The sequence below is a fragment of the Scandinavium sp. UTDF21-P1B genome, assembly GCF_040750395.1.
Lineage (GTDB): Bacteria > Pseudomonadota > Gammaproteobacteria > Enterobacterales > Enterobacteriaceae > Scandinavium.
In genome coordinates, this window is the sequence record NZ_JBFLVD010000011.1 from 192,333 (window position 1) to 219,070 (window position 26,738).

The window sequence follows — 26,738 nt, forward strand, 5'->3', positions numbered from 1 at the left end:
AACAATTTTCTGCGAGTAATAAGTGACGATATGAATTCTCTGTTTGCCAGTACGGCCCGTGGGCTGGAAGAGCTGTTAAAAACTGAACTCGAAGGCCTGGGTGCGACCGGTTGTCAGGTGGTTCAGGGTGGTGTCCATTTTGAAGGGGACACGCGACTGCTGTACCAGAGCCTGATGTGGAGCCGCCTGGCGTCCCGTATCATGATGCCGCTTACCGAATGCAAGGTTTACAGCGATCTGGACCTTTATCTGGGTGTGCAGGCTATCAGCTGGACAGAGATGTTCAATCAGGACGCGACCTTTGCCGTCCACTTCAGCGGCGTGAATGAAGAGATTCGCAACAGCCAGTACGGCGCGCTGAAGGTGAAAGATGCCATCGTCGATGCCTTCACCCGTAAAAATCTGCCGCGTCCGAACGTCGACAAAGAAAATCCGGACGTGCGCATCAACGTGCGCCTGAATAAAGAAGTCGCGCATATTTCTCTCGATCTGAGTGGCGAAGGCCTGCACCTGCGCGGTTACCGTGATGCCACCGGCATCGCGCCAATTAAAGAAACGCTGGCGGCGGCGATTGTTATGCGCTCCGGCTGGCAGCCAGGCACGCCGCTGCTGGATCCGATGTGCGGTTCCGGCACGCTGCTGATTGAAGCGGCCATGCTGGCCACTGACCGTGCGCCAGGCCTGCACCGTGGACACTGGGGTTTTAAAGGCTGGGCGCAGCATGATGAAGCTGTCTGGCAGGAAGTGAAAGCCGACGCGCAAACCCGCGCTCGCGCAGGCCTTGCCGCCTATGAATCTCACTTTTACGGTTCCGATATCGACAGCCGCGTGATTGAGCGTGCGCGCAGTAACGCCCGCCGCGCAGGCGTTGCCGATCTGATGACCTTTGAAGTGAAAGATGTAGCGAAGCTCAGCAACCCACTGCCAAAAGGTCCGTACGGCACGGTGATTAGCAACCCGCCTTACGGTGAACGTCTGGATAGCGAGCCGGCGCTGATTGCCCTGCACAACCTGTTGGGCCGCATCATGAAAACCCAGTTTGGCGGCTGGAACCTGTCGCTGTTCAGCGCCTCACCGGATTTGCTGAGCTGCCTGCAGCTGCGCGCCGAGCGTCAGTTCAAAGCCAAAAACGGCCCGTTGGACTGCGTGCAGAAAAACTACCATCTGGCGGAAACCGACGGTGCAACCGCGCCAGTTATGCTGGCGGACGACTACGCCAACCGTCTGCGTAAAAACCTGAAGAAGCTCGAGAAGTGGGCGCGTCAGGAAGGTATTGAGTGCTATCGCCTGTACGATGCCGATCTGCCGGAATATAACGTGGCGGTCGATCGCTACGGCGAATGGGTGGTGATTCAGGAATATGCGCCGCCGAAAACCGTGGATGCGACCAAAGCGCGCCACCGCCTGTTCGACGTTATCGCCGCCACCATTTCCGTGCTGGGTATTGCGCCTAACAAGCTGGTGCTGAAAACCCGTGAGCGCCAGAAAGGCAAGAATCAGTACGAGAAAATGAGCGAGAAGGGCGAGTTCATGCAGGTCAGCGAGTATAACGCGCGACTGTGGGTGAACCTGACGGATTACCTCGATACCGGCCTGTTCCTCGATCACCGCATCGCCCGTAAGATGCTTGGCCAGATGAGTAAAGGAAAAGATTTCCTTAACCTCTTCTCCTACACCGGCAGTGCCAGCGTTCACGCAGGCCTGGGCGGTGCTCGCAGCACCACGACTGTGGATATGTCACGCACTTACCTGGAGTGGGCCGAGCGTAACCTGCGTCTCAACGGCCTGACCGGCCGTCCGCATCGCCTGTTGCAGGCCGACGTGCTGGGCTGGCTGCGCGATGCTGATGAGCAGTTCGACCTGATCTTTATCGATCCGCCGACGTTCTCCAACTCCAAACGCATGGAAGACACCTTCGATGTGCAGCGCGATCATCTGAAGCTGATGACCGATCTGAAACGTCTGCTGCGCAAAGGCGGGACGATCATGTTCTCCAACAATAAGCGTGGCTTCAAACTCGACACCGACGGCATGGCGAAACTCGGCCTGAAAGCACAAGAAATTACTCAAAAAACGCTTTCGCCAGACTTCGCCCGTAACCGTCAGATCCACAACTGCTGGCTGATTACCGCAGCCTGAAGGAAAGAATAAATGTCTTTAATTAGCATGCATGGCGCCTGGCTGTCGTTCAGCGATGCGCCGCTTCTCGATAACACCGAACTGCATATCGAGGATAACGAACGCGTCTGTCTGGTCGGGCGCAACGGCGCCGGGAAGTCGACGCTGATGAAGATCCTCAACCGCGAGCAGGGTCTGGACGACGGTCGCATTATTTACGAGCAGGATCTGGTTGTGGCGCGTCTACAGCAGGATCCGCCGCGTAACGTACAGGGTAGCGTATACGACTTTATCGCCGAGGGCATTGAAGAGCAGGCGGTTTATCTCAAGCGCTATCACGAGATTTCCCATCTGGTGATGACCGATCCGAGCGACAAAAACCTGAACGAGCTGGCAAAAGTTCAGGAACAGCTGGATCACCACAATCTGTGGCAGCTGGAAAACCGTATCAACGAAGTGCTGGAACAGCTGGGCCTGGAAGCTGATATGCAGCTGAGTGCGCTCTCCGGCGGCTGGCTGCGTAAAGCGGCGCTGGGCCGGGCGCTGGTGAGCGGCCCACGAATCCTGCTGCTTGACGAACCGACGAACCACCTGGACATCGAAACCATCGACTGGCTGGAAGGGTTCCTGAAAACGTTCAAAGGCACCATTATCTTCATTTCGCACGACCGTTCGTTTATCCGCAACATGGCGACGCGTATTGTCGATCTCGATCGTGGCAAGCTGGTGACCTATCCTGGCAGCTATGACCAGTACCTGCTGGAAAAAGAAGAAGCCCTGCGCGTCGAAGAGCTGCAGAATGCAGAGTTTGACCGCAAGCTGGCGCAGGAAGAAGTGTGGATCCGTCAGGGCATCAAGGCGCGCCGCACCCGTAACGAAGGCCGCGTGCGCGCGCTGAAAGCGATGCGCCGTGAACGCAGCGAGCGCCGTGAAGTTATGGGCAGCGCGAAGATGCAGGTCGAAGAAGCCAGTCGTTCAGGCAAAATCGTGTTCGAACTGGAAAACGTCTATTATCAGGTCGACGGTAAAGTGCTGGTGAAGGACTTCTCCGTTCAGGTTCAGCGCGGAGACAAAATTGCCCTGATTGGCCCGAACGGCTGCGGCAAAACCACGCTCCTTAAACTGATGCTGGGCCAGCTTCAGGCTGATAGCGGACGCGTCCACGTCGGCACTAAGCTTGAGGTCGCGTATTTTGACCAGCATCGCGCCGAGCTGGATCCGGATAAAACCGTGATGGATAACCTGGCTGAAGGCAAACAGGAAGTGATGGTCAACGGCAAGCCGCGCCACGTGCTTGGGTATTTGCAGGACTTCCTGTTCCACCCGAAACGCGCGATGACGCCGGTGCGTGCGCTTTCTGGCGGGGAGCGTAATCGTCTGCTGCTGGCGCGTCTGTTCCTTAAGCCAAGCAACCTGCTGATCCTCGATGAACCGACCAACGACCTCGACGTGGAAACGCTTGAACTGCTGGAAGAGCTGATCGACGGCTATCAGGGCACCGTTATGCTGGTCAGCCATGACCGCCAGTTTGTCGACAACACGGTGACCGACTGCTGGATTTTCGAAGGTAACGGCAAGATTGGCGCCTATGTTGGCGGCTATCACGATGCTCGTGGTCAGCAGGCGCAGTCGCTGGCGAAAAAACCATCGGTTGATACGAAGGTTCTGAAAGAGCAGCCGAAAGCAGAAACTGTCAAACGCGCGAGTAGCAAACTAAGCTATAACCTGCAGCGCGAATTAGAACAGCTTCCTCAACGCCTCGAAGAGCTTGAAGCGAATCTGGAGAGTTTACAGGCCCAGGTCGCGGACCCTTCTTTCTTCAGCCAGTCACATGACCACACCCAAAAGGTGTTGTCCGATATGGCTGCGGCTGAGAAAGCGCTGGAAGAGGCGTTTGAGCGCTGGGAAGAGCTTGAAGCGTTAAAAAACGGCGGTTAATGGAGAGGAACGCTCATGTGCGATGAACACCAGAGGGCAGGGCATATCCTGTGCCCGCAATGCGATCTGCTGGTGGCGTTACCGCACCTGGAACATCGTCATAAGGCGTCGTGTCCTCGCTGCGGCACGACGCTCACCACGGAATGGGATGAGCCGCGGCAGCGTCCGACAGCCTATGCGCTGGTGGCGCTGTTTATGCTGCTGCTGGCAAACCTGTTTCCTTTCGTCAATATGAACGTCGGCGGGATCAGCAGCGAAATCGAGCTGCTCGAGATCCCGCACGTTCTGTTTTCCGAAGACTATGCCAGCCTTGGCACTTTTTTCCTGCTCTTTGTACAGCTGGTGCCGGCTTTCTGTCTGGTCACTATTATTGTGCTGGTGAACCGCGTCCCGTTGTCGAAAAAGATGCAGATTTTCCTTGCCCGCGTTTTGTTCCACCTGAAAACGTGGGGTATGGCAGAGATTTTTCTCGCTGGCGTGCTGGTGAGCTTCGTCAAGCTGATGGCGTATGGTGACATCGGCGTGGGGTCGAGCTTTTTGCCCTGGTGCCTGTTTTGCCTGCTTCAGCTCCGGGCCTTCCAGTGTGTCGATCGCCGCTGGCTGTGGGATGACATCTCGCCTGAGCCTGAGCTACAGCAACCGTTCAAGGTTGGCGTGGCGGGCATTCGCCAGGGGCTGCGCTCCTGTCCATGCTGCACGGCGATCCTTCCGGCGGACAACCCTGTCTGCCCACGCTGTGAAACAAAAGGTTTCGTGCGGCGTAAGCACAGCCTGCAGTGGACGCTGGCGCTGCTGATAACCTCTGTCATTCTTTATCTCCCCGCTAATATCATGCCCATCATGATCACGGATTTACTGGGAGATAAAATGCCTTCTACCATTATTGCCGGGGTCGTACTGCTGTGGAGCGAAGGATCTTACCCGGTGGCGATGGTGATATTTATCGCCAGTATCATGGTGCCAACGCTGAAAATGATCGCTATCGGCTGGCTGTGCTGGAATGCAAACGGCAACGGCAAGCGCGATAACGAGCGCATGCATTTGTTGTATGAGGTAGTTGAATTTGTTGGCCGGTGGTCAATGATTGATGTTTTTGTGATAGCGGTGCTGTCGGCGCTGGTGCGCATGGGAGGATTAATGAATATCTATCCGGCGATGGGGGCAGTAATGTTTGCGCTGGTGGTCGTCATGACCATGTTCTCCGCCATGACCTTCGATCCAAGACTGTTATGGGATCGTGAGCCAGAACCAAGCCATGAGGAAAAGTAGCAACATGGAAAACAAGAGTGGAGAGGCCAAAGTGCAGAAGGTGAAGAACTGGTCGCCGGTGTGGATCTTTCCCATCGTGACCGCGCTCATCGGTGCGTGGATCCTGTTTTATCACTATAGCCATCAGGGGCCGGAAGTGACGCTGATGACCACTAACGCGGAAGGCATTGAAGGCGGGAAAACTCGCATCAAGAGCCGAAGCGTGGACGTGGGCGTTGTTGAAAGTACCACCCTGACGGACGATTTGACGCACGTCGAAATCAAAGCACGGCTCAACACCGGAATGGAAAAGTTGCTGCACGGTGACTCTGTCTTCTGGGTGGTGAAACCGCAGGTCGGCCGCGAAGGCATTAGCGGCCTTGGTACGCTGCTTTCCGGGGCATATATCGAGCTTCAGCCCGGGACGAAAGGGGCTGAACCTGCGCAATTCCAGCTGCTGGATGCGCCGCCGTTGGCACCGCCTGATGCGAAAGGGATCCGCATCCTGCTGGAAAGTAACAAAGCGGGCCAGCTTTCACCGGGCGATCCTGTGCTCTTCCGTGGCTACCGCGTAGGTTCGGTTGAAACCAGCACCTTCAATCCGGAAAAACGCACAATTTCCTATCAGCTGTTTATCAATGCACCGAACGATCGTCTGGTGACCACCAACGTGCGCTTCTGGAAAGACAGCGGGATTGCGGTAGACCTGACGGCCGCCGGTATGCGCGTTGAAATGGGATCTCTGTCGACGCTGTTCGGCGGCGGCGTCAGCTTTGACGTGCCGGAAGGGCAAGATTTGGGTGAACCGGTGGCGAATAAAACCGGATATCACTTATACGACGATCAGCGTAGCATTCAGGATTCCATCTACACGCAGCATCTTGATTACGTGATGTTCTTTAAGGATTCGGTTCGTGGACTCCAGCCTGGCGCCCCGGTGGAGTTCCGTGGTATTCGCCTTGGCACCGTCGGCAAAGTCCCGTTCTTCATTCCTGGGCTGCATCAGCGTCTGAATGATGATTACCGGATTCCTGTGCAGGTGCGTATCGAACCTGAACGTCTGATCAACCAGCTTGGCGGCGACACGGACATCAAAGCGCACCTGGACGGGCTGATCGATCGCGGTCTGCGTGGCTCACTGAAAACCGGGAATCTGGTCACCGGAGCGTTGTATATCGATCTTGATTTCTATCCGAAGGCGGAGCCGCGCGGCAAATTCCGTGAGTTTGGTGGGTATGACATCATTCCAACCGTCAGCGGCGGTCTTGCGCAAATCCAGCAACGCCTGATGGAGGCGCTGGATAAGATCAATAATCTGCCGATTAACCCGCTGCTTGAGCAGGCCACCAGTTCACTGGCTGAAAGCCAGAAAACCATGAAGCATGTGCAAACAACGCTGGATAATCTGAACAAGATTACCGGGAGCCAGTCGATGCAGGACCTGCCAGCGGATATGCAGAAAACCTTGCGTGAGCTGAATCGCAGTATGCAGGGCTTCCAGCCGGGCTCCGCCGCTTACAACAAAATGGTCGGTGACATGCAACGTCTGGATCAGGTATTGCGTGAACTGCAGCCGGTGCTGAAGACGCTGAACGATAAGAGCAATGCGCTGGTGTTTGAAGCGAAGGATAAAAAGGATCCGCAGCCGAAGAGGGCGAAACAATGAAAAAATGGCTACCCGTAGTAATGGCCTGCATGCTGTCGGCGTGCAGCAGTACCGGCAGCGACAGTAAAACGTATTATCAATTGCCACTTCCTCAGGCTGGCGTACAGAGCACGGCCAGCCAGGGAAATCGTCTGCTGTGGGTTGAGCAGGTTAACATCCCGGACTACCTCGCTGGCAGCGGCGTGGTGTATCAGACCAGCGACGTTCAGTATGTGATAGCCAGCAATAATCTGTGGGCCAGCCCGCTGGATCAGCAGCTTCGGACGACGCTGGTGGCAAACCTCAGTAACCAGTTGCCTGGCTGGGTCGTTGCCTCACAACCGCTAGGAAGCGATCAGGACACGCTCAACGTCAACGTCAGCGGTTTTCATGGACGCTATGATGGCACGGTGATTGTCAGCGGCGAGTGGCTCCTGAACCACCAGGGGCAGCTTATCAAACGCCCGTTCCACATCGAAGTGAAGCAGCAGCAGGACGGTTATGACGCAATGGTAAAAACGCTGGCGCAGGCCTGGAGTCAGGAGGCAGCCTCGATTGCCCAGTCGATGAACCGCTTGCCATAAGTAAAATTTATCATCATAAAAACCGCAGCAGGCGTGTTCCTGCTGCGGTTTTTTTGTTTTTACCCTCAGGCAGTTAGTTGTCGCGGTTCACATTTTTTGTACAAATGAACTTCTGTGTAGCTCACAAATATGACACTGGCGTGAATTTTGCGCATTGACGAGGCCGTCGAATCGGGTTATCCCTAATATGTGGTTGCACATTTGGTGACCACTGTTTTCTTTTCCACCAGATCAAAAAATGAGGGAAACGAGGCATGAAGAGACAAAAACGTGATCGCCTGGAACGGGCACATCAACGTGGGTACCAGGCAGGCATCGCTGGCAAATCAAAAGAAATCTGTCCTTATCAGACCTTAAATCAGAGGTCACACTGGCTGGGAGGCTGGCGAGAAGCCATGGGGGACAGGGCAGTAATCGCTTGATGCTGTCTCTTTAAAACAAAGAAGCCTCTGCATGCAGAGGCTTCGCCGTTTCTGTCAGCCCGGTCGGGCAATGTCCATAGATTAGAACGTTGAAGTATCCTGGAACAGGCCAACCTTCAGGTCGGTTGCTTCGTAGATTTTATGGCCGTCTACCAGTACTTCACCATCAGCGATACCCAGAATCAGGCGGCGGTTAATGACGCGCTTGAAGTGGATGCGATAGGTGACTTTCTTCGCCGTTGGCAGGATTTGGCCGGTGAATTTCACTTCACCCACGCCCAGCGCGCGACCTTTACCTTCACCGCCGAGCCAGCCTAGGTAGAAGCCCACGAGCTGCCACATGGCATCAAGACCCAGACAGCCAGGCATTACCGGGTCGCCGATGAAGTGGCAACCGAAGAACCACAGGTCAGGATTGATATCCAGTTCTGCTTCCACGTAGCCTTTATCGAAGTTACCGCCCGTTTCGGTCATTTTGATGACACGGTCCATCATCAGCATATTCGCTGACGGCAGCTGCGGGCCTTTTTCGCCAAACAGTTCACCGCGACCGGAGGCAAGAAGGTCTTCTTTTGTATAGGATTCGCGTTTATCTACCATGTTTTCAGTAAGCCTTATTTTGAGTTCGCGACGCAGGATAGCTAACACGTGTACGCTGAACAAGTCCGATCAGTTTGCATTGAACCAGTTTAACCAGCGCAGTGCCCACGGGCGATGTCGGGTATCTTGCTGATTTGCCTGAGAAATACGCTCATGAATGGTTTGCAGGAGCGTTGTCTGGCCTTCGCCATCCCAAATTAATTGCGTAAGTAAAGGAAGCGCATCGGTCACATCGTCGATGGCCCACAGGGAGAATTCGCCAGCTTCTATAGCCTGCTGGACATCCTGTGCCAGGCTGAGATGACGCACGTTGGCAGAAGGAATAATCACACCCTGCTTACCGGTTAAACCACGCTGCTGGCAGATGGCGAAGAATCCTTCGATTTTTTCATTGAGTCCACCGACAGGCTGCGCCCGCCCGAACTGATCTACGGAGCCGGTAATCGCCAGGCTCTGACTAACCGGCACGTTAGCCAGCGCGCTTATCAGGGCACATAATTCCGCCATTGAGGCGCTGTCACCATCCACTTCGCTGTAGGACTGCTCAAACGTCAGCGACGCTGAGAAGGGGATTTGCTGATCGAGGCCCAGCTCAGACATCAAAAATGCTTGCATGATCATCATGCCTTTGGCGTGTATGTTGCCGCCAAGCTCAGCTTTACGTTCGATATCCGTGAACTCGCCGTCACCCACGTGCACTACGCAGCTGATACGTGACGGCTCCCCGAATGCGCGTGGATGTCCTGGGAATTCAATCACGGAGAGCGCGTTGATCTGGCCGATCTGTTCGCCTTCGGTTTCAATCAGAATCTGGTCGAGCAGGATTTCGTCCTGCATACGCTCGGCGAGATAGCCTTCACGCCATTGACGCTGATTGAGCATTGTCGTCAGCTGTTCTGCGTTAAAGCGGTCACCTTCACAGAAGGCCGCAGCCTCACGAAGCTGGCGACCAATCCACAGTGGAGAGAGCGGCAGTGTTTGCTGGTCACCTGTATAACGGGCGCCTTCCTGGATCAACAGCGGCCAGGCTCTGGCGTCAGGGCCAGGTAAATTCAGGCCGCGGGCAATGTGCCAGACCCACTGACACCACAATTTTTGCGTCTCTTCGTCGACTACCTGCAGCGTGTCTTCATATTCACTGTAGATGGATTTTTCGCACAGCTCCGGCTCCATCTCCTGAAAATCCGCCAGCGACTCACGCTCGCCGACCAGCATCACTTTGAGCGAAAGCGGCATGGAAGGAATTGAGACGGGCAGGGGGCGTGAATCATCAAAGGCCAGCCAGTCAAAACGTTTGTGGGTAACAATGTTCTTCAGGCGCATCCACAGCAGTGGCTGTGAAAGCAGGCTGCGAAGTGACAGGACAAGCACGCCGCCGTTGGCCTGGTGCACAAGCCCGGGCTGCAGGGTGATGTTTCCGTTAAACTGGCGCACGCAGCCAAACAGCTGCTCGGCTTCAACCCAGTCGGCCTGAATAATCGGACCATGGCTGGCAAAATTATCTTCAGGCGATGTGGCGGGCGTCAGCGTCACGGAGCTGCCGTTTACTTCATATTGAACACCGCTGAGCTCAGGGGAGCGACTCCGCAGCTCGCGTGTGGCTTCGGCGAGAAGTTCAAGATATTCCGGCTCTTCCGGGGCTTTAACCAGCAGAAAGTCGGAAATAGCCTGAGGATAGAGGAACTGGTCCAGCGCGTAATGCAGTCGGGCCTGCAGTTCGCCGGGTAAGGAATCGGTTTCGGTTGCCAAATCAGGCTGGGCAAACAGCGTCTGATAAGCCTCGAGGTCCGGGGCCACATCGCGCCGTGAAAGTTTTGTAATCGTCAAAGTCGCTGTTTTTTAGTCAGATGTAAAGCGGAGGATTATACCTCAAGGTGCCAGTCCGCACACGGGGATTCACAGGCCAGTTTCATCGGGTGCTTAGCCTCCCGCGTTGAGGATGATTTCTTCTCAGCACATCAGCAAAAACCTGTTATCCTGAAATGAGTTACACGGTCACATTGGGATCGCAATGAAATATCAACAACTGGAAAATCTTGAAAGCGGCTGGAAATGGAAGTACCTGGTGAAGAAGCACCGGGAAGGTGAGCTTATCACTCGTTACATCGAGGCCAGTGCGGCGCAGGACGCAGTAGAAGCCCTGTTGACGATAGAAAATGAGCCGGTTCAGGTGAATGACTGGATTGAGCAGCATATGAATCCCGCTCTGTTTAACCGCATGAAGCAGACGATCCGGGCCAGGCGTAAACGCCATTTTAACGCGGAGCATCAGCACACCCGTAAGAAATCTATCGACCTTGAATTTATTGTCTGGCAGCGTCTGGCCGGTCTTGCACAGCGTCGGGGCAAAACACTCTCAGAGACGATCGTTCAGCTGATTGAGGATGCGGAAAATAAAGAGAAGTACGCCAGCAAGATGACAACGCTGAAGCAGGATTTGCAGGCCCTGTTAGGGAAAGAGTAGAGCAAACCAGGTCAGCAGTTAAGCGAACAAAAATAGACAGGGTTTGAGATTGCTGGACCGTGCTCGTCAATGTTACAAACAGGCACAAAAAACAAAAAAACCCCGCAGCGCGGGGTTTTTTATTAGACGTTAAACTTAAGCCGCTGGCTGAGTTACTACGTCTTTAACGCCTTTAACTTCGATCTCTACGCGACGATCTGGTGCCAGGCAGTCGATCAGTGCAGCGCGAGCTTTCACGTTGTCACAGGTGTTACCGGTGACTGGGTTAGCTTCGCCCATACCACGTGGGGAGATCTTGTTAGCCGGGATACCTTTAGAAATCAGGTAATCGACAACAGACTGTGCACGCTGCTCAGACAGTTTCTGGTTATAAGCGTCAGAACCGATACGGTCGGTGAAGCCCAGAACTACTACGGAACCGTCTTTAGGATCCAGGTTGCTCAGCTGGGAGTACAGCTGATCCAGTGCCTGCTGACCTTCTGGTTTCAGGGTAGACTTGTTGAAGTTGAACAGAACGTCAGACTTCAGAGTGAAGTGCTTGGTCTGTACTTCTGGAGCTGGAGCCGGAGCAGGAGCAACAACTGGAGCAACGTCGTTCTGACCGAAACGGTAAGAAACACCAACGCTCAGCATGCCGTTGTCTGGACGAACGCCTACTGTGCCTGCGTCGCCGATGTTGTTAACCCACTGGTATTCCAGACGGGTTGCGATGTCACGGGTCATTGCCCACTCAACACCGCCAGCGAATACTGGGGATACGCCAGTGTCGTGGTTGTCACCAGCAACGTTGTTGCTGGAGTCAGCGCGCCAAACCATGCCGCCCAGACGGGTGTAAACGTCCAGATCGTCGGTTACCGGGTAACCCAGTTTAGCAGTCAGCTGAACGCCCTGAGCTTTGAATGCACCGTTGGTAACGTCGCCTTTGTAAGGCATACGGCCCAGCCAGTCATAACCCATTTCGAAACCAACATACGGGTTTACCTGGTAACCACCGAAAGCACCAGCGCCAAGCTGACTTTCGTGGGTTGGACCGTTGTTGTTCAGGGAGCTGTTATACCAGCCGGTATCGTGGAACTGGGACCAACCCAGTTTACCACCTGCATACCAGGTGTTATCTTTCGGTGCGGCCTGCGCTACGGTAGCGAAGCCAGCCAGTGCCACTGCAATCGCGATAGCTGTCTTTTTCATTTTTTGCGCCTCGTTATCATCCAAAAATCGCCATGAATATCCATTTAGAAGTTCACGGTTAAATCCTTCACCGGGGGCGGGACCTAATCATAAGTACGCCATAATCTGTGGCTTAAGCCGATCACCCCTGGCGATGTAAAGTCTACAACGTACTTGAAAACTTACAAGTGTGAACTCCGTCAGGCATATGAAAAAAAAAGAGTTGTATACACAATATTTAACATTTATGTTGATTTTTTGTTCGGGATAAAATGCTGAGAACCGCACCAGACAAGCATTTTCGTAAAATAACCCGCACGAAAGAGCGGGTTACCGATCGAGTAAAAAAAATGCCAGGAAAAATCTTAAATTTACTTAATGATACAAGTTTGAGTGAATTTTCAGGCCAGAAAACTGTCTGGTGGGCTGAGAGGTCGCCCTGACAGGACGCATAACAAAGCCCATCGCATTCCCTTCCTCCGCTGCGCTTGCGAGCAGACGCTGATCTTCTTCACTGAGTTCTTCTGCAACCCAGCCGATGACCACGCTGTAGTTTCCTGTACGAAGGGCACGAATCATCGACTCCAGCGTCGCGCCTGGCAACATTTGGCTAACCTGCATCACTTTTGATAGCGGTAAACCGGATGCCTGAACCCACTGACGACTCAACTTTTGCTGCGGCGTGAGCCACAGTTGCCAGCGATCTTGCTGGCCGAGCTGTTGCAAAAGTGGCAGCAGCAGTAATTGAGTCATCATCGGTTGATCCTCACGATACAGCACTTCGCTGATAAGCCCAGTGGTACTATGCTGCGGTTGACCGACGGTTGCTGTTGCCGGCGCCAGTGATTTACGATTTACATAGCCTGAAGTGTACATAGTGAATCCCGCCCTGTGGGTTACTGTATGGATATACAGTACGCCGTGCAGGACTAAAGATCAACCTCATTTTCTGAAAGCGCCTCGCAAAATTGCACAGAAGTGCCTGGCTTAGAAAATAACCGCTTGCCCCCTGAAATGAAGTTCCTTATTTTCATTATTAACGGATCCGTTAGCATAACTCATTCATCTAACTACCTGATTACAGGAAGAATCATGGGAAAAGTCTCATATAAACGGATCCATCAGTGTAAAGAGTACTTTGCCTCTTTGGGCACTATTCGCCATCGCGCGCTTTTCGGGGGATACAGTCTTTCAATCGATGATACTGTGTTTGCGATGGTTTCTAACGGGGAGCTTTATCTCAGGGCTTGCGAGCAAACCACTGGGTATTACACAACGAATTCAAGACGGCTTTTGACCCTCAACAAGCGAGGCCGACCTGTCTCTCTCAACTATTATCTGGTAGACGAAGTCCTCTGGCGGGATCGATCATTGCTTTTGAAGATGTCAGAGATGTCACTGCAAGGAGCGCAAAGCGAAAAAATACGACGCGGCGATCCACGGCGGCTTAAGAATTCACCCAACATTACTTTTCAGCTGGAACTTTTGCTCTCGGAGGCCGGAGTCCAGGACCTGGAGATGCTCCAGGCTTTAGGGGCAGTAGCGGCCTGGCTGCGCCTTCGCCGCATTCGTAAAGATCTCAGCATTAATGTCCTCTTCGCCCTTGAAGGCGCGATTCAGGGGATTCACGCAACACGAATCCCCTTGCTTCGCCGTCAGCATCTCCAGGAACTGGCGGAGAGGCTACTGGATAAAAGTAAAACTAAGCTGACGGAGGAGTAACCTGCTGCTGCAGCCGGCAAAATTCTGGCAACAGGCTCACCATCAGCCCAATTTGCTGCAGCACCAGCGGTTCTTTAGACTCCGAACCGGGCTCAAGATGGCGTATCCGTTCCATGAGCCCAGTCAGTGCAGCCTGAACGCGCTGCTCATCAGAAGGAGTATGGTGGAAGGCATCGTCAACGTAACAGACCGCATCATCAAGCAGCAGCAGCGTTTCAGGGTTACTGAGTTTTTCGCGATGTGCCCCCAGCGCGGAAATATAGCTGGTGAAGGTGTGGTTCAGGCAGAGCAGGCGGAAGGCCGTTTCGCGCATTTGTGCCGTAGCGCGTGGTTCCGTTGACAGGTTGGACACCACCGAAGCCAGCTCCGCATCTCTGTTATGTGCGTCACGACGAGCAATTCGATAAGCCAGACGGTTGTCCCGTCCTTGATGATATTGCTCAAGGATCGCATCCAGATAGCGGCAGTTGGCATCGACCGCTCTTGCCATGACCGTCGGCAGATTACGAAACTTCCAGTCAGGCCAGATAAAACTGACGGCAGCCCAGGCGATACCACAGCCGATAAGCGTATCAATGATGCGTGGTAACGCTACTTCAAATCCCTCACCAAGCAGGTTGAAACACAGCAGAACCAGCAGCGTGATAAACATTGTGGCGTGTGCGTACTGAACGTTTCGGAAAGCGAAAAAGAGCACGCCAGTAAGCACGATAAGCAACAGTTGTCCTTCCACGGAGGGCACCAGTATCAGGATTGGCAAACCGATCGCCACTCCAATTAATGTACCAATGACGCGAAGTGCGAGGCGGTGTCGCGTGGCATTGTAGTTTGGCTGGCACACAAACAGGCTTGTAAGCAGGATCCAGTAGCCGTGATCCAGCCCGGTAAACTGGATAAATGCGTAGCCCGCACAGAGGACCAGAGACATGCGAACCGCGTGACGAAAAAGGGCTGACTCCGGTGACAAATTCCGACTCAGGCGTAGCCAGACGTCGCTCATCCCGTGCAGACGATCGTCCGACAGCTGAGTTTCCGTTTCACTCTCAGGCAGCGCCATCTGCTGTTCTGATTCGATCGTGGCGAGTTGGGCATCGATGGCCCGAAGATTATTCAGCAAGAAGCCAAGGGCGTTCATTTGCTCTTTTGCCGCGCCAGTCGTGCTCACACGTTCCAGTGCGGCGTCCAGGTGCGCAAATGCGCGCTCGAAACGGGAGTCGTGCTGGTAGGGCGTACGCAACAGAATCGAGCGGGAAAGCTGCTGGCAGGCCTGCGCCTGCATTGAAAGCAAGCGCTGGAAGCGAAACATCACATCGCTGTAGCGGAAGCTGTCGCGCAGGGGCTGATACTGCACGTGCGACGAGCTGGCGCGTTCGTGGATATCCTGGGCCACAAAATAGTAATGCAGCGTGCGGCGGGTGCCGCGCTGCCCACGATCGCCACGAAGACGCGTCAGTAACGACGCTTTGGTTTGATTCAGCGTCGCGACTAGCTGTCCGTTTGCCATAGCCAGTTCCACCAGAGGTGCCTGAGCATCATGCTCAATGTCCGGGTCGAAGAGGCGGGATTTCAGTTCCAGGTAGTGAGCCAGCTGTTCATAACTGCGGGCGAGGTTATCCTGCAATGGGCGAATGGGAAAAATGAGATGGCCGGTAAGCGTCAGCAGGTTGTACCACACGGCCCCCGCGATCAGCAGTAAAGGCTGCTGATACCAGTGCTCGTAAAGCGACACACCGAGCATGGTGTAGATGGCTATCAGGAGAGCGCCAAACGCGATTGTGGCGTAGCGCTGCCCAAGGCCGCCCAGCAAAATAAACCCGCTGGTCGACAGTGTGAGTCCCAGCGCAAAGGCCCAGGGCCAGGGAAACAGCAGTTCAACGGAAGCGGATGCAATAAAGAAACAGATAAGCGTAATCACCAGATTGCGCAGTCGCCCGGCCAACCTGTCATCCAGATCGGCCAGGGCGGCAGCGACCACGCCAAGCGTTAACGGGATGGTAAGCTTCACCTCACCGAGCCACCATGGCAGGGCTACTGTGCCGCACAGGGCAATAAAAATGCGGGCGTTATACAGCCAGGCGCTGTTCCAGGTGTAACGACGTAATAAAGGGCTCAGCATGCGATGACGGGCCCTGGTCACTGGAATCGGCGGCGCGCGTTGGCTTCACGTGCTGCACGAGCGGTCTCAACAGACACCACGCGACGGCCAACGGGCCAAAGAGCGATGGCGGCAATCTTGAAGTTGGCGATCCCCACGGGAATGCCGATGATGGTGATGCACTGCGCAATACCGGCCACGATATGCGTCAGGCATAGCCACCAGCCGAACAGAACGAACCAAAGAATATTCAGCACGGTACCGCCAGTATTCAGCAGGTTGCTTTTATCATTCGGGTTCAGTTCATCAACATGTACGGCTTCGTTGCCAAATGGCAGCAGCGACAGCTTAGTGATTTCCCAGCAGGAGCGGGTCAGCGGCAAAGTGATAACCAGTATGATGCTGACAACCGTCGCAAGCAGCCAGCCTAACGTGGTGGCGAACCCACCCAACACAAAATTCAAAATATTCAGAACGGTGCGCATATGACCTCTGTTCAGTCCTGTGAAAAGAAAGACCTGACGATTGTAACGTTTTTTAGCGCTGGAGCACCTGGAATCTGGCAGTTACACTGTCAGAGATAAGTCTAAATCCGGGATTTGGCAAGACATGGAACTAAAAGCAACCGCCCTCGGCAAGCGAATGGCGCAGCACCCTTATGACAGGGTTGAACTCCTTAATGCGGGCGTAAAGGTTTCCGGGGACCGCCATGAGTACCTGATCCCCTTCAATCAGCTGACGGCGATCCACTGTAAACGAGGTCTGGTCTGGGGCGAGCTGGAGTTTGTTCTGCCTGAAAACAAGGTCGTGCGCCTGCACGGCACTGAATGGGCAGACACGCAGCGTTTTCACCATCATCTGCAAACCCGCTGGCAGCAGTGGAGTGATGAGATGAGCGCTATCGCCGCTGAAGTACTTTCGCGGCAGCTGACGCTCATTGCCAACTCTGATGCTCAGGGTAAATGGCTCACTCGCGAGGCAGTGGCGCAGGTGCGGCAAAAAATTCACCAGGCGCTGGAAGCGCTTCCGGTGCCCGTCAGTCGACTCGAGAGTTTCGACAACTGTCGTGAACTCTGGCGGCAGTGTCAGGCATGGCTGAAAGACCGGGATGCCAGTCGTCTTCAACACAACCAGCATTTCACTGAGATGATGCTCGAGCACTATTCCGCTTTCTTTAAAAATATCGAATCCTCCCCGCTCAACGACGCGCAGGCCAGAGCCGTGGTCAACGGTGAACGTTCATTGCTGGTGCTGGCTGGTGCGGGAAGTGGCAAAACCTCAGTGCTGGTGGCCAGAGCCGGATGGCTTTTGATGCGGGGGGAAGCCGCAGCTGAACAGATATTGCTTCTGGCGTTTGGCCGCAAAGCGGCGCAGGAGATGGACGACCGCATCCGGGAGCGGCTCAATACTGAAGACATTAGCGCAAAAACGTTCCATGCGTTGGCGCTCTACATCATTCAGCAGGGCAGCAAGAAAGTGCCGGTGATAAGCCAGCTGGAAAATGACACCCAGGCCCGGCAGAAGCTGTTCACCGACTGCTGGCAGCAGCAGTGTCAGGAGAAAAAGGCTCAGGCCAAGGGCTGGCGACAATGGCTGGAGGAAGAGATGGAGTGGGAGGTGCCGGAGGGGGATTACTGGCACGATCCGAAGATCCTTCGCCGGATGGGCAGCCGTCTCGATCGCTGGGTGAGCCTGATGCGCTCGCACGGTGGCTCCCAGGCCGAAATGATCGACAGCGCTCCTGACGAGATCCGAGAGCTGTTTGGCAAACGAGTCAAGCTGATGGCACCTCTGCTGAAGGCCTGGAAAACGGCCTTAAAAGAGGAAGGGGCTGTCGATTTCTCCGGGCTTATCCATCAGGCGATCAACATCCTGGAAAAAGGGCGTTTTGTCAGCCCATGGAAGCACATTCTGGTTGATGAATTTCAGGATATATCACCGCAGCGTGCTGCTTTACTGGCGGCGCTGCGCAAACAGAATTCTCACACCACGTTGTTCGCCGTCGGCGATGACTGGCAGGCGATATACCGCTTCAGCGGGGCGCAGCTCTCGCTGACTACGGCCTTTAGTGAGACCTTCGGTGAAGGAGACAGCTGTGCACTGGACACCACCTACCGCTTCAATGGGCGTATTGGCGAAGTTGCCAACAGCTTCATTCAACAAAATCCGCATCAGCTGCGAAAACCGCTTAACAGCCTCACTGCCGGGGATAAAAAAGCGGTAACGCTGCTGCCGGACGACCAGCTTGATGCCTTGCTCGACAAGCTGAGCGGTTACGCCAAACCGGAGCAGAGAATTTTGGTGATGGCGCGATACCATCACCTGAAGCCATCGGCGCTCGACAAAGCGGCGACGCGCTGGCCGAAGCTTACGATAGATTTTATGACCATTCATGCCAGCAAAGGTCAGCAGGCAGATTATGCGATTGTTCTCGGATTGCAGGAGGGGCAGGATGCGTTTCCGGCTCCCGCGCGGGAATCGATCATGGAGCAGGCATTGCTGCCGCAGCCGGAGGATTTCCCCGATGCGGAAGAGCGGCGTTTGCTGTATGTGGCAATGACCCGTGCGCGTGAACGCGTCTGGCTGATGTTTAATAAGCAGCAGCCTTCGGTGTTTGTTGATGCGCTGAAATATCTGGATGTGCCGGTGGCGCGTAAACCCTGAAAAAATCCCCTCGTTGAGGGGATTTTTGTTATTTCAGGCGTTCAGCCAGATAGCGCTGGTAATCAGGTATCTGGATATCTACCGGCGCGTTGAAGTTGGGTGACTGAATAATGAAATCCGCCGTCGCCACGTTGGTCGCCACTGGAATATTCCACACGGTTGCCAGACGCAAAAGGGCTTTAACGTCAGGATCGTGCGGCACCGCATTCAGCGGATCCCAGAAGAAAATGAGCACGTCGATTTTGCCTTCGGCGATCATCGCGCCAACCTGCTGATCGCCGCCCATTGGGCCGCTCAGCATGGCGTTCACTTCAAGACCGGTTGCGCGCTGCACCAGATTACCGGTGGTGCCTGTACCATACAGAACGTGCTGAGCCAGCAGCGGCTGATGACGCTCAACCCAGGCCTTCAGCATCTGTTTGCAGTGATCGTGCGCCACCAGGGCGATGTGCTTGCGGCCCGGCAGGGTGCGGGTTGTCTGTTCCATAATCATTTCCCCATCATCAAGATGCGGACAGATTACTGAAAGTGACTATGGCTGCAAGCGCTAACGATACTTTTTCCTGTGCTGGGTCATGATATCAGGAGGAGGGTTGCGATTTTGCCCACTCCAGAAAACGATGGCGGGTTTGCGGATCGGCCAGCTGGAACCAGTATTTCAGCCGCTGTTCGGTCAGCGTTTGCGACTGTAAGGCCGGGTTATCCAGTTCGTTGGTTTTCGACAGCAGCGTGCTGTCGTCTGGCACGGCTGCGCTGAACTGAGTGCTGGAGGTTTGCTTGTTGGCGAGGTTCCAGGCGGTGGTGGCCTTCTCATAATCAATGTCGCTACCGGCCTGAGTAATCGCAAGGATATCGAGTTTGACCGGGATCGGCATCGCATTGCCGTCCAGCAGGCTGACGTGCGGGGTGTCGGTGAAAGCCTGAGTGTCCTCCAGCGTTTCGAGTCTTGGCAGGCTGAAGTTGATCTGACCTATAAGCTGGGAATTAAAGTTTGCGATAAGCGGCGGTGAAACGTAAAGCTGTCGATTCTGGTCTGGCAGAATAATCATTTTCTCAACCCGGAACACGACCTGGTGTGGCCCATTATCCACTTCAAGGCTTTCCGCGCCACGCAGCAGCAGGCTCGAGACTTTCTTACCGTCCAGTACCAGCAAATTGATGTCGCCAGAAAGCCGCAACGTTGTGGCGAAAACGCTGCCAGGCATCAGAAGTAACAGACACACCACGACCCATCCTGCTTTCATTCCCGCTCTCCTGAAAGGACCCGCCCTTAGAGTGTATCAAAACTTTACGAAAGTGATTTTCATTAACATATAGACATAAACCACGATTCTGCCCTCATACTCTGGTATGACTGAATGGCTGACGTGCCTGGATTGTCGTACACTTTGCAAAATTGCCCGGAGGACAGAATGAAAGAGAACGATATAGCAGGCATTTTAAAGCAAACCCGCACCATCGCACTGGTAGGGGCCAGCGATAAGCCCGATCGCCCAAGCTACCGGGTAATGAAATATCTGTTGGATCAGGGGTATCACGTGATTCCGGTATCGCCGAAGGTAGCAGGGAAAACGCTGCTCGGTCAGCAGGGCTATGGCACCCTTGCGGACGTACCGGAGAAGGTGGATATGGTTGACGTATTCCGCAATTCCGAAGCCGCATGGAGCGTTGCCCAGGAAGCCATCGCCATTGGGGCGAAAACCCTGTGGCTGCAGCTTGGGGTGATTAACGAACAGGCCGCCGTGCTGGCAGGCGAAGCGGGATTAAACGTCGTAATGGACAGATGCCCGGCGATTGAAATCCCAAGGCTCGGACTTGCTAAATAAGAGAAAACCCCGCAGGCGCGGGGTTTTTTGATCAGTTCCGCAGGCGTGGCGCCTGAAGCTGTTGGCGAATGGACTGGGCCAGTTCGTCCATTGAAGGTTGTTCCGGATGTTCGTCGGAGGCTTCGCTTTTTAGCTGCGCCTCGGCGAGGTAGGTATGGACGGGCTGACCGTCATCATCTTCCATCACCACGTGATACCACGGCGACGCGCGCAGTTCATCGTTTACTGCCACCTCGTCTTCCGCCGGATCCTCCAGCGAATATTCCGGGTCGATATCCACCACCACGCCCAGATACCCTAACAGGGAATGCCGGACCTGCTGGCCGATACCGAATTTGCTGGCAATCATCATAGTCACCTCCCGGGAAACATTACTGACAATAAATATGCGGGCAATGTTTCACTTTTCAACTTACATGACGCGACAGGCAAACCCTTTCAGATACAGCCCTTCCGGGTAGGTTGCAATCACCGGGTGATCGGCTGCCTGACGGAACTGTTCTATAAATTGTACATCACGCCCGGCGTCTACGGCGGCATCGGCGATGATTTTCTGGAATAAATCCGTGGTCATCAGGCCTGAGCAGGAGTAGGTCATCAGCACGCCGCCTGGGTTCAGCAGCTGCATTGCCAGCATATTGATGTCTTTATAACCGCGGCAGGCGCCCATCAGCTGATTCTTGTTTTCGACGAACTTCGGCGGATCCATCACGATCACGTCAAACTTCTCGCCTTCATCGCGGTATCTGCGCAGCAGCTTAAATACGTCGTCACGCACGAAATCGGCTTTATTCAGATCGAGCTTGTTGAGTTCGACGTTCTGTTTCGCCACATCCAGTGCCTCCTGTGAGGTATCGACGCTGATCACCTGACGGCAGCCGCCCATCAGCGCGGAGACGGCAAAACCGCCGGTATAAGAGAAGCAGTTCAGGACGCGCTTGTCTGCCACATAGCGGCGGGTCGCCAGGCGGCTGTCGCGCTGATCGAGGTAATAACCGGTCTTGTGACCGTTCTGAATATCCACCAGCAGCTTCATACCGTGCTCTTCAATCGGCAGCAGGGCAGGTGGGATTTCACCGGTTACTGGCCCTTGGGTCAGCTCCATTCCCTCTTTTTTCCGTACCGCGACGTCGCTGCGGTCGTAAATCGCGCAATCCGGGTAGAGCGTTTGCAGAGCGCTGATTAACGCAGCACGTTGGTACTCTGCGCCAGCGCTGAGCAGCTGTAGTACGAGGAAGTTGCCGAAGCGGTCGATGGTCACGCCAGGCAGACCGTCAGATTCACCGGCGATCAGACGATAGCTGTCGAGGCCATCTTTCTTCGCCAGCCAGTCACGCCAGGTTTGTGCCTGCTGCAGACGGCGCTCGAAGAAAGCGATATCGATGGTTTCGTTTTTATCGAACGTCCAGACGCGCGCGCGAATTTGTGAGGATGGAGAGTACGCGCCGCGGGCCAACCACTTCCCCTGATGGTCAACAATATCAATGGTTTCACCGGAAGAGGCTTTGCCTTCCATGCGCGCGACGGCGCCAGAGAAGATCCACGGGTGGCGGCGAAGTAAGGATTTTTCGCGGCCTTTGGCTAACACTAAACGTACGCTCATAATTTGCTATTCTGTTGATTCAAAGAAAATGGGCGCCATTTTCCCACGTCAGCGGGGAAATGCAACGACTAACCGGGAGAACAGGTATGGCGCAGGTATGCATGATTGCATGGGTTCACGGCCTGGTGCAGGGCGTCGGGTTTCGCTATAGCACCCAGCGTGAAGCGTTAAAGCTCGGGCTAACCGGGTATGCCAAAAATCTGGATGACGGCAGTGTGGAAGTGCTGGCGTGCGGGGAAACGGAAAAGGTGGAACAGCTAATCGCCTGGCTTAAAGCGGGCGGGCCGCGCAGCGCCCGGGTGGATAAGGTTCTGGCTGAACCACACCAGCCCGGGAAAACATGGACCGACTTTGAGATCCGCTATTAAATGCACTTCACCGGTTTTGGCAGGCCAGCGATTTTTGTGGCCTGCTTTGCCGGGCCTTTCGGAAATAAGCGATACAGGTAGCGGCTGTTGCCTTTCTCTTCACCGAATTTATTGGCCATCGCTTTGACCAGCATACGGATGGCAGGCGAAGTATTGAATTCGAGGTAAAACTCGCGCACAAAGCGCACCACTTCCCAGTGCTCTGGCGAGAGGGTAATGTCCTCTTTTGCGGCAATCACTTCCGCCAGGCCTTCGCTCCACTGGCAGCTCTCTTTCAGATAACCGTCGTTATCGGTCTCGATCTCTTTATCGTCAAAATTCAACATAGTTTTTCATAACCATCTTCAGAAACCGCCGCAGTGTAGCAAAAAACAAAGCCCCGCATAAGCGGGGCCCGGGTAACGCATAAATCGTCTTAGTCTCTGCTGGCGAAGCCGAGAATGCTCAGCAGGCTGACAAAGATGTTGTACAGCGACACGTACAGGCTGACGGTGGCGCGAATATAGTTGGTTTCGCCACCGTGAATGATGTTGCTGGTTTCATACAGAATGGCACCTGAGGAAATCAGGATAAACACTGCGCTGATCGCCAGATGCAGCGCCGGCAGCTGCAGGAAGATGTTGGCAACCATACCGATCAGTACAACCACGATCCCTGCCATCAGCATACCGCCGAGGAAGGACATATCTTTGCGGGTGGTCAGCACGTAGGCGGAGCAGCAGAAGAACACCAGCGCGGTTCCACCGAGCGCCATGCCGATCACATCACCCATACCTGCAGAGATATAAGCGTTCAGCATTGGGCCGAGGATATAACCGAGGAAGCCGGTGAAAGCGAACGCAGACAAAATACCCACAGGTTTGTCTGCCGTTTTATAGGTCAGGAACATCAGGCCGTACATGCCGACCAGCGTCAGGATAAGGCCCGGAGAAGGCAGCATCAGAACGGTACTTGCCGTCGCCGTGATAGCGGAAAACGCCAGCGTCAGGCTCAGCAGAAAATAGGTATTACGCAGGACTTTGTGTGTGCTAAGTAGCGATGAACGATCGCGCGGCGAGGTAATAATACGATCCATAGTGTCACTCTCTTTATAGACAGTTGTCATAACTGCTGAGAATAAGTAAACAAAGTCCAAAGCTCTAGTGCTTTTACCCATCTTTACCGACCTGTTTTCCCTGCCCGGTAGAAGAAAATATCGGCGATGAAATCCATAACAGCACGTTCGTTGCTTTTTTGCCGTTAACCAGATCGACATCTTATAGGTTACTGAAAAATATTGCCTTATTGCGAAACCACCGCTAACACTGGAAACGGTGTCACCCATAATGAAATCAATAAGGCAAAGGATATGAAACCACAAAAGCACAACCCTATTACGCAGGTGCTGCTCCTGGCTGGACTGCTCGGCGCCACTTCCCTGAGCTGGGCGGCGCAGGTGCCGGAAGGTACAACGCTTGCGGATAAACAGGAACTGGTCAGGAATAACGGTAGCGAGCCTGCCACGCTTGACCCACATAAGGTGGAAAGTGATGTCGAGGGCAATATTATCAGAGACATCTTCGACGGGCTGGTGGCGGTGCGTGCCGATGGCTCGATAGAACCGCGCCTGGCGGAAAAGTGGGAGGAGAAAGACAATACGGTCTGGACTTTCCACCTGCGCCCGGGCATTACCTGGTCTGACGGAACCGCGATCACCGCACAGGATGTGGTCTGGAGCTGGCAGCGTCTGGTTGATCCCAAAACTGTCTCACCGTATGCCAGCTATCCGGGCAATATGCATATCGTGAATGCTGGAGACATTGCCCTTGGTAAAAAATCGCCCGACGCATTGGGTGTAAAAGCCCTGGATGACAGCACGCTACAGGTCACGCTTTCCCAGCCGAATGCCGCGTTTCTTTCTATGCTCGATCATTATGTGATGGTTCCTGTCGATCCGGTACTGGTGCAGCGCTTTGGCGATAAGTGGACTCAGCCGCAGCACATTGTCACGAGCGGCGCATACAAGCCGACGCAATGGGTGGTGAATGAACGTATCGTTGCAGAACGTAATCCGAAGTACTGGGATAATGAACATACGGTGATTAATAAAGTGACCTATCTGCCGATTGCCTCTGAAGCGGCGGATGTGAATCGCTATAAGGCAGGGGAGATCGATATTGTCTATACGGTTCCGATTAACCAGTTTGCGCAGCTGAAAAAGACTATGGGCAGCCAGTTGGACGTTTCGCCGCAGCTTGCCACCTACTACTATCAGTTCAATACGACCAAAGCACCGTTTAACGACGCGCGCGTGCGTCGTGCGCTGAATATGGCGCTGGATAAAGACATCATCGCTGATAAAGTGCTGGGGCAGGGGCAGCGCCCGGCCTGGTTAATCAGCCAGCCGGAAATCGGCGGCGTCAGTCTGAAAAATCCTGACTACGCCAGCTGGCCGCGTGAAAAGCGCATCGCCGAGGCGAAAAAGCTGCTGGCGGAAGCCGGATTTGGCGAAAATCATCCGCTCTCTTTCAACCTGCTCTACAACACCTCTGAATCTCATCAGCGCATTGCGATTGCCGCCAGTTCGATGTGGAAGAAAAATCTGGGCGTGGAAGTGAAGCTGCAAAATCAGGAATGGAAAACCATGCTGGACTCCATGCATACCGGTAACTTTGACGTCGTGCGCTATGCCTGGATTGCCGACTACGATGATGCTTCAACCTTCCTGAACAACTTCCGTACCGGCGACAGCGAAAACACCAGCAAATACAGCAACACGACCTTTGACCAGATGCTGGTGGATGCGGCTAAAGCAACGGATGTGGCAAAGCGAGGCGAGTACTACCAGAAAGCGGAAGATATTCTTGCACAGGACGTTCCGGCTATACCGGTTTATCACTATGTGCGTACCCACCTGGTGAAACCCTGGGTTGGTGGCTTCACGCCGGATAAGCTCGGGTTCTACTACACCAAAGATATGTTTATCAAAAAGCATTGAGCAATTTTTTCGGGTAAAAATGCTGAAATACTGGTCAATGCGTTGTAATTTAAGCCAATTAAACACAATTTGACTGTTTTTCAGGCAAACGAACGAGGTGGGGGTTTACAGGATGCCTTCTGATGTTTAAAGTACGCCTCACTTAGGAAGCGTGGCCGAGCGGTTGAAGGCACCGGTCTTGAAAACCGGCGACCCGAAAGGGTTCTAGAGTTCGAATCTCTACGCTTCCGCCAAACATGAAACCCCAGCTCAGTGATGAGCTGGGGTTTTTCTTTGTACCGAATTTGACAACGCACGCGTCAGTAAACGCTACGCAGGTGAAGTTTGCGGTACATCGGCGGCGTCATGCCCATGTGTCGGATAAAGGCCCGGCGCAGGCTGTCCGCGCTGCTGTAGCCTACCGCACCGGCGATTGTTTTCAGCGGCGCATCCGAACTTTCCAGCATCTCTCTGACCCGCTTAATGCGGCAGGCTTCCAGCCATTCGCCTGGACGCTCGTCCAGCTGTTCCCGAAAAAGTCGATTAAGGTGACGGGTGCTGAGTCCGATATGATCGGCCAGGTCCTTGAGGGAATGAATGTTCCCGAGATGGGTCAGCGCCCAGCGCTGAAGCTCCTGCAACGCTTCGCGACCGCTTAGGGAGAGTTCTTGCCCCCGGACATAATGGCTCTGGTTGACCGGGCGTCGGAAAAACATCACCAGATTGCTGGCGATTTCCATCGCCGGTTCCCTGCCCAAATCTTCCTCCACCAGGCGCAAAGCCAGATCCATCCCGGAAGTCACGCCCGCCGCCGTTCTGACAGGGCCGTCCGCCACGTACAAAGCATCCTTATCCACCCGAATATCCGGCCAGGTTTTTGCCAGTTCATCGGCAGATGACCAGTGCGTCGTCACCGTGCGCTTGGTCAGTACGCCCGCCTGGGCCAGCAGAAATGCACCTGTACAAATGGAGCCAAACCGGCGGCTGGCCTCACAGAGTTTTTTGATGTCTGCGTAGATTTCATTGCTGAAGGTTCTTCGCACGGCATCAGGCATACCCGCCACAAGAAACGTATCTGGCCTGAATGTCGCGCATTCAGTCAGGCGGAGATGGCCCACAACTTCGATTCCTGAGGAGGCCCTCACGGGGCCCGCCTCCAGCGTCACAATCTTCAGCTCATACACGTCACGGCGAAGCAAAGAATTGGCTTCGGCAAACACATCCAGCGGGCCGGAGACGTCCAGCAGCTGCACGCCCGGCACGGCAAGTATCGCAATGGTACGTTTCACTCTTTTTCATGGCCTCTTTGATCGGAATG

At 54.4% G+C, this 26,738-nt stretch carries 25 protein-coding genes and 1 tRNA gene; 13 read left to right on the forward strand and 13 right to left on the reverse strand.

All coding sequences use genetic code 11. The features are described from left to right. The first annotated feature begins 30 nt into the window (after positions 1-30). The 6 genes from rlmKL to rmf all read left to right on the forward strand — a co-directional run bounded on the left by rlmKL (position 31) and on the right by rmf (position 7,955). Entirely contained in the window at positions 31-2,139 is a 2,109-nt protein-coding gene (gene rlmKL / locus AB1287_RS07415; RefSeq protein ID WP_435617389.1) for a bifunctional 23S rRNA (guanine(2069)-N(7))-methyltransferase RlmK/23S rRNA (guanine(2445)-N(2))-methyltransferase RlmL, read from the forward strand. Between the two features lie 12 nt (positions 2,140-2,151). Further along, on the forward strand, positions 2,152-4,056 hold the full coding sequence (locus tag AB1287_RS07420) for an ABC transporter ATP-binding protein (protein WP_435617390.1): 1,905 nt from the start codon (positions 2,152-2,154) through the stop codon (positions 4,054-4,056). Positions 4,057-4,071: 15 nt separating this feature from the next. Continuing rightward, entirely contained in the window at positions 4,072-5,325 is a 1,254-nt protein-coding gene (pqiA, locus tag AB1287_RS07425; protein WP_312628369.1) for a membrane integrity-associated transporter subunit PqiA, read from the forward strand. Positions 5,326-5,329: 4 nt separating this feature from the next. After that, a complete protein-coding gene (gene pqiB, locus AB1287_RS07430; protein WP_312628370.1) occupies positions 5,330-6,970 on the forward strand; it encodes an intermembrane transport protein PqiB in 1,641 nt (546 codons plus the stop codon). Next, positions 6,967-7,533, forward strand: a complete 567-nt coding sequence (gene pqiC, locus AB1287_RS07435) for a membrane integrity-associated transporter subunit PqiC (RefSeq protein WP_312628372.1) — start codon at positions 6,967-6,969, stop codon at positions 7,531-7,533. Before pqiB ends, pqiC begins: the two co-directional genes overlap by 4 nt. A 254-nt stretch (positions 7,534-7,787) precedes the next feature. Further along, positions 7,788-7,955 carry a ribosome modulation factor gene (rmf, locus tag AB1287_RS07440; RefSeq protein ID WP_097163605.1) on the forward strand — a complete coding sequence of 56 codons (168 nt, stop codon included), beginning with the start codon at positions 7,788-7,790 and terminating at the stop codon, positions 7,953-7,955. An 81-nt stretch (positions 7,956-8,036) separates the two neighbouring features. Here rmf and fabA read toward each other — a convergent pair whose 3' ends face one another. Both fabA and AB1287_RS07450 read right to left on the reverse strand, forming a co-directional pair. Next, the gene (gene fabA / locus AB1287_RS07445; RefSeq protein WP_312628374.1) at positions 8,037-8,555 is read right to left on the reverse strand and encodes a bifunctional 3-hydroxydecanoyl-ACP dehydratase/trans-2-decenoyl-ACP isomerase; all 519 of its coding nucleotides are present in this window, start codon (positions 8,553-8,555) and stop codon (positions 8,037-8,039) included. Positions 8,556-8,624: 69 nt separating this feature from the next. Next, positions 8,625-10,382: an AAA family ATPase gene (locus AB1287_RS07450; protein WP_435617391.1), complete on the reverse strand. Its 1,758-nt coding sequence runs from the start codon at positions 10,380-10,382 to the stop codon at positions 8,625-8,627. A 184-nt stretch (positions 10,383-10,566) separates the two neighbouring features. Here AB1287_RS07450 and matP point away from each other — a divergent pair, with 184 nt between their 5' ends. Next, positions 10,567-11,019, forward strand: coding sequence for a macrodomain Ter protein MatP (gene matP, locus AB1287_RS07455; RefSeq protein ID WP_312628376.1), 453 nt, complete (start codon positions 10,567-10,569; stop codon positions 11,017-11,019). A 135-nt stretch (positions 11,020-11,154) separates the two neighbouring features. Here matP and ompA read toward each other — a convergent pair whose 3' ends face one another. After that, entirely contained in the window at positions 11,155-12,207 is a 1,053-nt protein-coding gene (gene ompA, locus AB1287_RS07460; protein ID WP_312628377.1) for a porin OmpA, read from the reverse strand. A 354-nt stretch (positions 12,208-12,561) separates the two neighbouring features. Continuing rightward, positions 12,562-13,062: an SOS-induced cell division inhibitor SulA gene (sulA, locus tag AB1287_RS07465; RefSeq protein WP_435617392.1), complete on the reverse strand. Its 501-nt coding sequence runs from the start codon at positions 13,060-13,062 to the stop codon at positions 12,562-12,564. 216 nt (positions 13,063-13,278) lie between these two features. On the opposite strand from sulA, the gene AB1287_RS07470 reads away from it, so the two are divergent. Continuing rightward, on the forward strand, positions 13,279-13,908 hold the full coding sequence (locus AB1287_RS07470) for a TfoX/Sxy family DNA transformation protein (RefSeq protein WP_435617393.1): 630 nt from the start codon (positions 13,279-13,281) through the stop codon (positions 13,906-13,908). Here the strand turns inward: AB1287_RS07470 and yccS are convergent. Then, positions 13,889-16,024 carry a YccS family putative transporter gene (gene yccS / locus AB1287_RS07475; RefSeq protein ID WP_435617394.1) on the reverse strand — a complete coding sequence of 712 codons (2,136 nt, stop codon included), beginning with the start codon at positions 16,022-16,024 and terminating at the stop codon, positions 13,889-13,891. The two genes, AB1287_RS07470 and yccS, sit on opposite strands and share 20 nt — an antisense overlap. A 17-nt stretch (positions 16,025-16,041) precedes the next feature. Further along, positions 16,042-16,488, reverse strand: a complete 447-nt coding sequence (locus AB1287_RS07480; protein ID WP_312628383.1) for a YccF domain-containing protein — start codon at positions 16,486-16,488, stop codon at positions 16,042-16,044. Positions 16,489-16,612: 124 nt separating this feature from the next. Here AB1287_RS07480 and helD point away from each other — a divergent pair, with 124 nt between their 5' ends. After that, a complete protein-coding gene (gene helD, locus AB1287_RS07485; RefSeq protein WP_435617395.1) occupies positions 16,613-18,667 on the forward strand; it encodes a DNA helicase IV in 2,055 nt (684 codons plus the stop codon). A 28-nt stretch (positions 18,668-18,695) separates the two neighbouring features. Here the strand turns inward: helD and mgsA are convergent, their stop codons facing one another. Both mgsA and AB1287_RS07495 read right to left on the reverse strand, forming a co-directional pair. Further along, on the reverse strand, positions 18,696-19,154 hold the full coding sequence (gene mgsA, locus AB1287_RS07490; RefSeq protein WP_312628385.1) for a methylglyoxal synthase: 459 nt from the start codon (positions 19,152-19,154) through the stop codon (positions 18,696-18,698). A gap of 94 nt (positions 19,155-19,248) precedes the next feature. After that, positions 19,249-19,911, reverse strand: coding sequence for a curli synthesis inhibitor (locus AB1287_RS07495; RefSeq protein ID WP_435617396.1), 663 nt, complete (start codon positions 19,909-19,911; stop codon positions 19,249-19,251). A 168-nt stretch (positions 19,912-20,079) separates the two neighbouring features. Between AB1287_RS07495 and AB1287_RS07500 the strand changes: the two genes are divergently transcribed. Beyond that, a complete protein-coding gene (locus AB1287_RS07500) occupies positions 20,080-20,493 on the forward strand; it encodes a CoA-binding protein (RefSeq protein WP_435617397.1) in 414 nt (137 codons plus the stop codon). Positions 20,494-20,524: 31 nt separating this feature from the next. On the opposite strand, the gene hspQ is transcribed toward AB1287_RS07500, so the two are convergent. Together hspQ and rlmI are read right to left on the reverse strand one after the other, a co-directional pair. Next, on the reverse strand, positions 20,525-20,842 hold the full coding sequence (hspQ, locus tag AB1287_RS07505; RefSeq protein WP_312628393.1) for a heat shock protein HspQ: 318 nt from the start codon (positions 20,840-20,842) through the stop codon (positions 20,525-20,527). 63 nt (positions 20,843-20,905) lie between these two features. Next, positions 20,906-22,096, reverse strand: coding sequence for a 23S rRNA (cytosine(1962)-C(5))-methyltransferase RlmI (gene rlmI / locus AB1287_RS07510; RefSeq protein WP_312628388.1), 1,191 nt, complete (start codon positions 22,094-22,096; stop codon positions 20,906-20,908). A gap of 86 nt (positions 22,097-22,182) precedes the next feature. On the opposite strand from rlmI, the gene yccX reads away from it, so the two are divergent. Next, the gene (gene yccX / locus AB1287_RS07515; RefSeq protein WP_435617398.1) at positions 22,183-22,464 is read left to right on the forward strand and encodes an acylphosphatase; all 282 of its coding nucleotides are present in this window, start codon (positions 22,183-22,185) and stop codon (positions 22,462-22,464) included. Here yccX and tusE read toward each other — a convergent pair. After that, the gene (gene tusE, locus AB1287_RS07520; RefSeq protein ID WP_435617399.1) at positions 22,461-22,790 is read right to left on the reverse strand and encodes a sulfurtransferase TusE; all 330 of its coding nucleotides are present in this window, start codon (positions 22,788-22,790) and stop codon (positions 22,461-22,463) included. The genes yccX and tusE overlap by 4 nt on opposite strands. Positions 22,791-22,879: 89 nt before the next feature. Further along, positions 22,880-23,539, reverse strand: coding sequence for an FtsH protease modulator YccA (yccA, locus tag AB1287_RS07525; protein WP_435617400.1), 660 nt, complete (start codon positions 23,537-23,539; stop codon positions 22,880-22,882). 273 nt (positions 23,540-23,812) lie between these two features. On the opposite strand from yccA, the gene AB1287_RS07530 reads away from it, so the two are divergent. Both AB1287_RS07530 and AB1287_RS07535 read left to right on the forward strand, forming a co-directional pair. After that, on the forward strand, positions 23,813-25,441 hold the full coding sequence (locus tag AB1287_RS07530) for an ABC transporter substrate-binding protein (protein WP_435617401.1): 1,629 nt from the start codon (positions 23,813-23,815) through the stop codon (positions 25,439-25,441). Positions 25,442-25,586: 145 nt separating this feature from the next. After that, positions 25,587-25,674 (forward strand) — tRNA-Ser (locus AB1287_RS07535). Between the two features lie 66 nt (positions 25,675-25,740). Here the strand turns inward: AB1287_RS07535 and AB1287_RS07540 are convergent. Continuing rightward, positions 25,741-26,709, reverse strand: coding sequence for a GlxA family transcriptional regulator (locus AB1287_RS07540; RefSeq protein ID WP_312629726.1), 969 nt, complete (start codon positions 26,707-26,709; stop codon positions 25,741-25,743). Positions 26,710-26,738: the final 29 nt, after the last annotated feature.

What these genes read in the sequence shown, in the direction of transcription:
- rlmKL (WP_435617389.1), top strand. Translation starts at nt 31, where the DNA reads ATGAATTCTCTGTTTGCCAGTACGGCCCGTGGGCTGGAAGAGCTGTTA.
- AB1287_RS07420 (WP_435617390.1), top strand. Translation starts at nt 2,152, where the DNA reads ATGTCTTTAATTAGCATGCATGGCGCCTGGCTGTCGTTCAGCGATGCG.
- pqiA (WP_312628369.1), top strand. Translation starts at nt 4,072, where the DNA reads ATGTGCGATGAACACCAGAGGGCAGGGCATATCCTGTGCCCGCAATGC.
- pqiB (WP_312628370.1), top strand. Translation starts at nt 5,330, where the DNA reads ATGGAAAACAAGAGTGGAGAGGCCAAAGTGCAGAAGGTGAAGAACTGG.
- pqiC (WP_312628372.1), top strand. Translation starts at nt 6,967, where the DNA reads ATGAAAAAATGGCTACCCGTAGTAATGGCCTGCATGCTGTCGGCGTGC.
- rmf (WP_097163605.1), top strand. Translation starts at nt 7,788, where the DNA reads ATGAAGAGACAAAAACGTGATCGCCTGGAACGGGCACATCAACGTGGG.
- fabA (WP_312628374.1), bottom strand. Translation starts at nt 8,555, where the DNA reads ATGGTAGATAAACGCGAATCCTATACAAAAGAAGACCTTCTTGCCTCC.
- matP (WP_312628376.1), top strand. Translation starts at nt 10,567, where the DNA reads ATGAAATATCAACAACTGGAAAATCTTGAAAGCGGCTGGAAATGGAAG.
- ompA (WP_312628377.1), bottom strand. Translation starts at nt 12,207, where the DNA reads ATGAAAAAGACAGCTATCGCGATTGCAGTGGCACTGGCTGGCTTCGCT.
- sulA (WP_435617392.1), bottom strand. Translation starts at nt 13,062, where the DNA reads ATGTACACTTCAGGCTATGTAAATCGTAAATCACTGGCGCCGGCAACA.
- AB1287_RS07470 (WP_435617393.1), top strand. Translation starts at nt 13,279, where the DNA reads ATGGGAAAAGTCTCATATAAACGGATCCATCAGTGTAAAGAGTACTTT.
- yccS (WP_435617394.1), bottom strand. Translation starts at nt 16,024, where the DNA reads ATGCTGAGCCCTTTATTACGTCGTTACACCTGGAACAGCGCCTGGCTG.
- AB1287_RS07480 (WP_312628383.1), bottom strand. Translation starts at nt 16,488, where the DNA reads ATGCGCACCGTTCTGAATATTTTGAATTTTGTGTTGGGTGGGTTCGCC.
- helD (WP_435617395.1), top strand. Translation starts at nt 16,613, where the DNA reads ATGGAACTAAAAGCAACCGCCCTCGGCAAGCGAATGGCGCAGCACCCT.
- mgsA (WP_312628385.1), bottom strand. Translation starts at nt 19,154, where the DNA reads ATGGAACAGACAACCCGCACCCTGCCGGGCCGCAAGCACATCGCCCTG.
- AB1287_RS07495 (WP_435617396.1), bottom strand. Translation starts at nt 19,911, where the DNA reads ATGAAAGCAGGATGGGTCGTGGTGTGTCTGTTACTTCTGATGCCTGGC.
- AB1287_RS07500 (WP_435617397.1), top strand. Translation starts at nt 20,080, where the DNA reads ATGAAAGAGAACGATATAGCAGGCATTTTAAAGCAAACCCGCACCATC.
- hspQ (WP_312628393.1), bottom strand. Translation starts at nt 20,842, where the DNA reads ATGATTGCCAGCAAATTCGGTATCGGCCAGCAGGTCCGGCATTCCCTG.
- rlmI (WP_312628388.1), bottom strand. Translation starts at nt 22,096, where the DNA reads ATGAGCGTACGTTTAGTGTTAGCCAAAGGCCGCGAAAAATCCTTACTT.
- yccX (WP_435617398.1), top strand. Translation starts at nt 22,183, where the DNA reads ATGGCGCAGGTATGCATGATTGCATGGGTTCACGGCCTGGTGCAGGGC.
- tusE (WP_435617399.1), bottom strand. Translation starts at nt 22,790, where the DNA reads ATGTTGAATTTTGACGATAAAGAGATCGAGACCGATAACGACGGTTAT.
- yccA (WP_435617400.1), bottom strand. Translation starts at nt 23,539, where the DNA reads ATGGATCGTATTATTACCTCGCCGCGCGATCGTTCATCGCTACTTAGC.
- AB1287_RS07530 (WP_435617401.1), top strand. Translation starts at nt 23,813, where the DNA reads ATGAAACCACAAAAGCACAACCCTATTACGCAGGTGCTGCTCCTGGCT.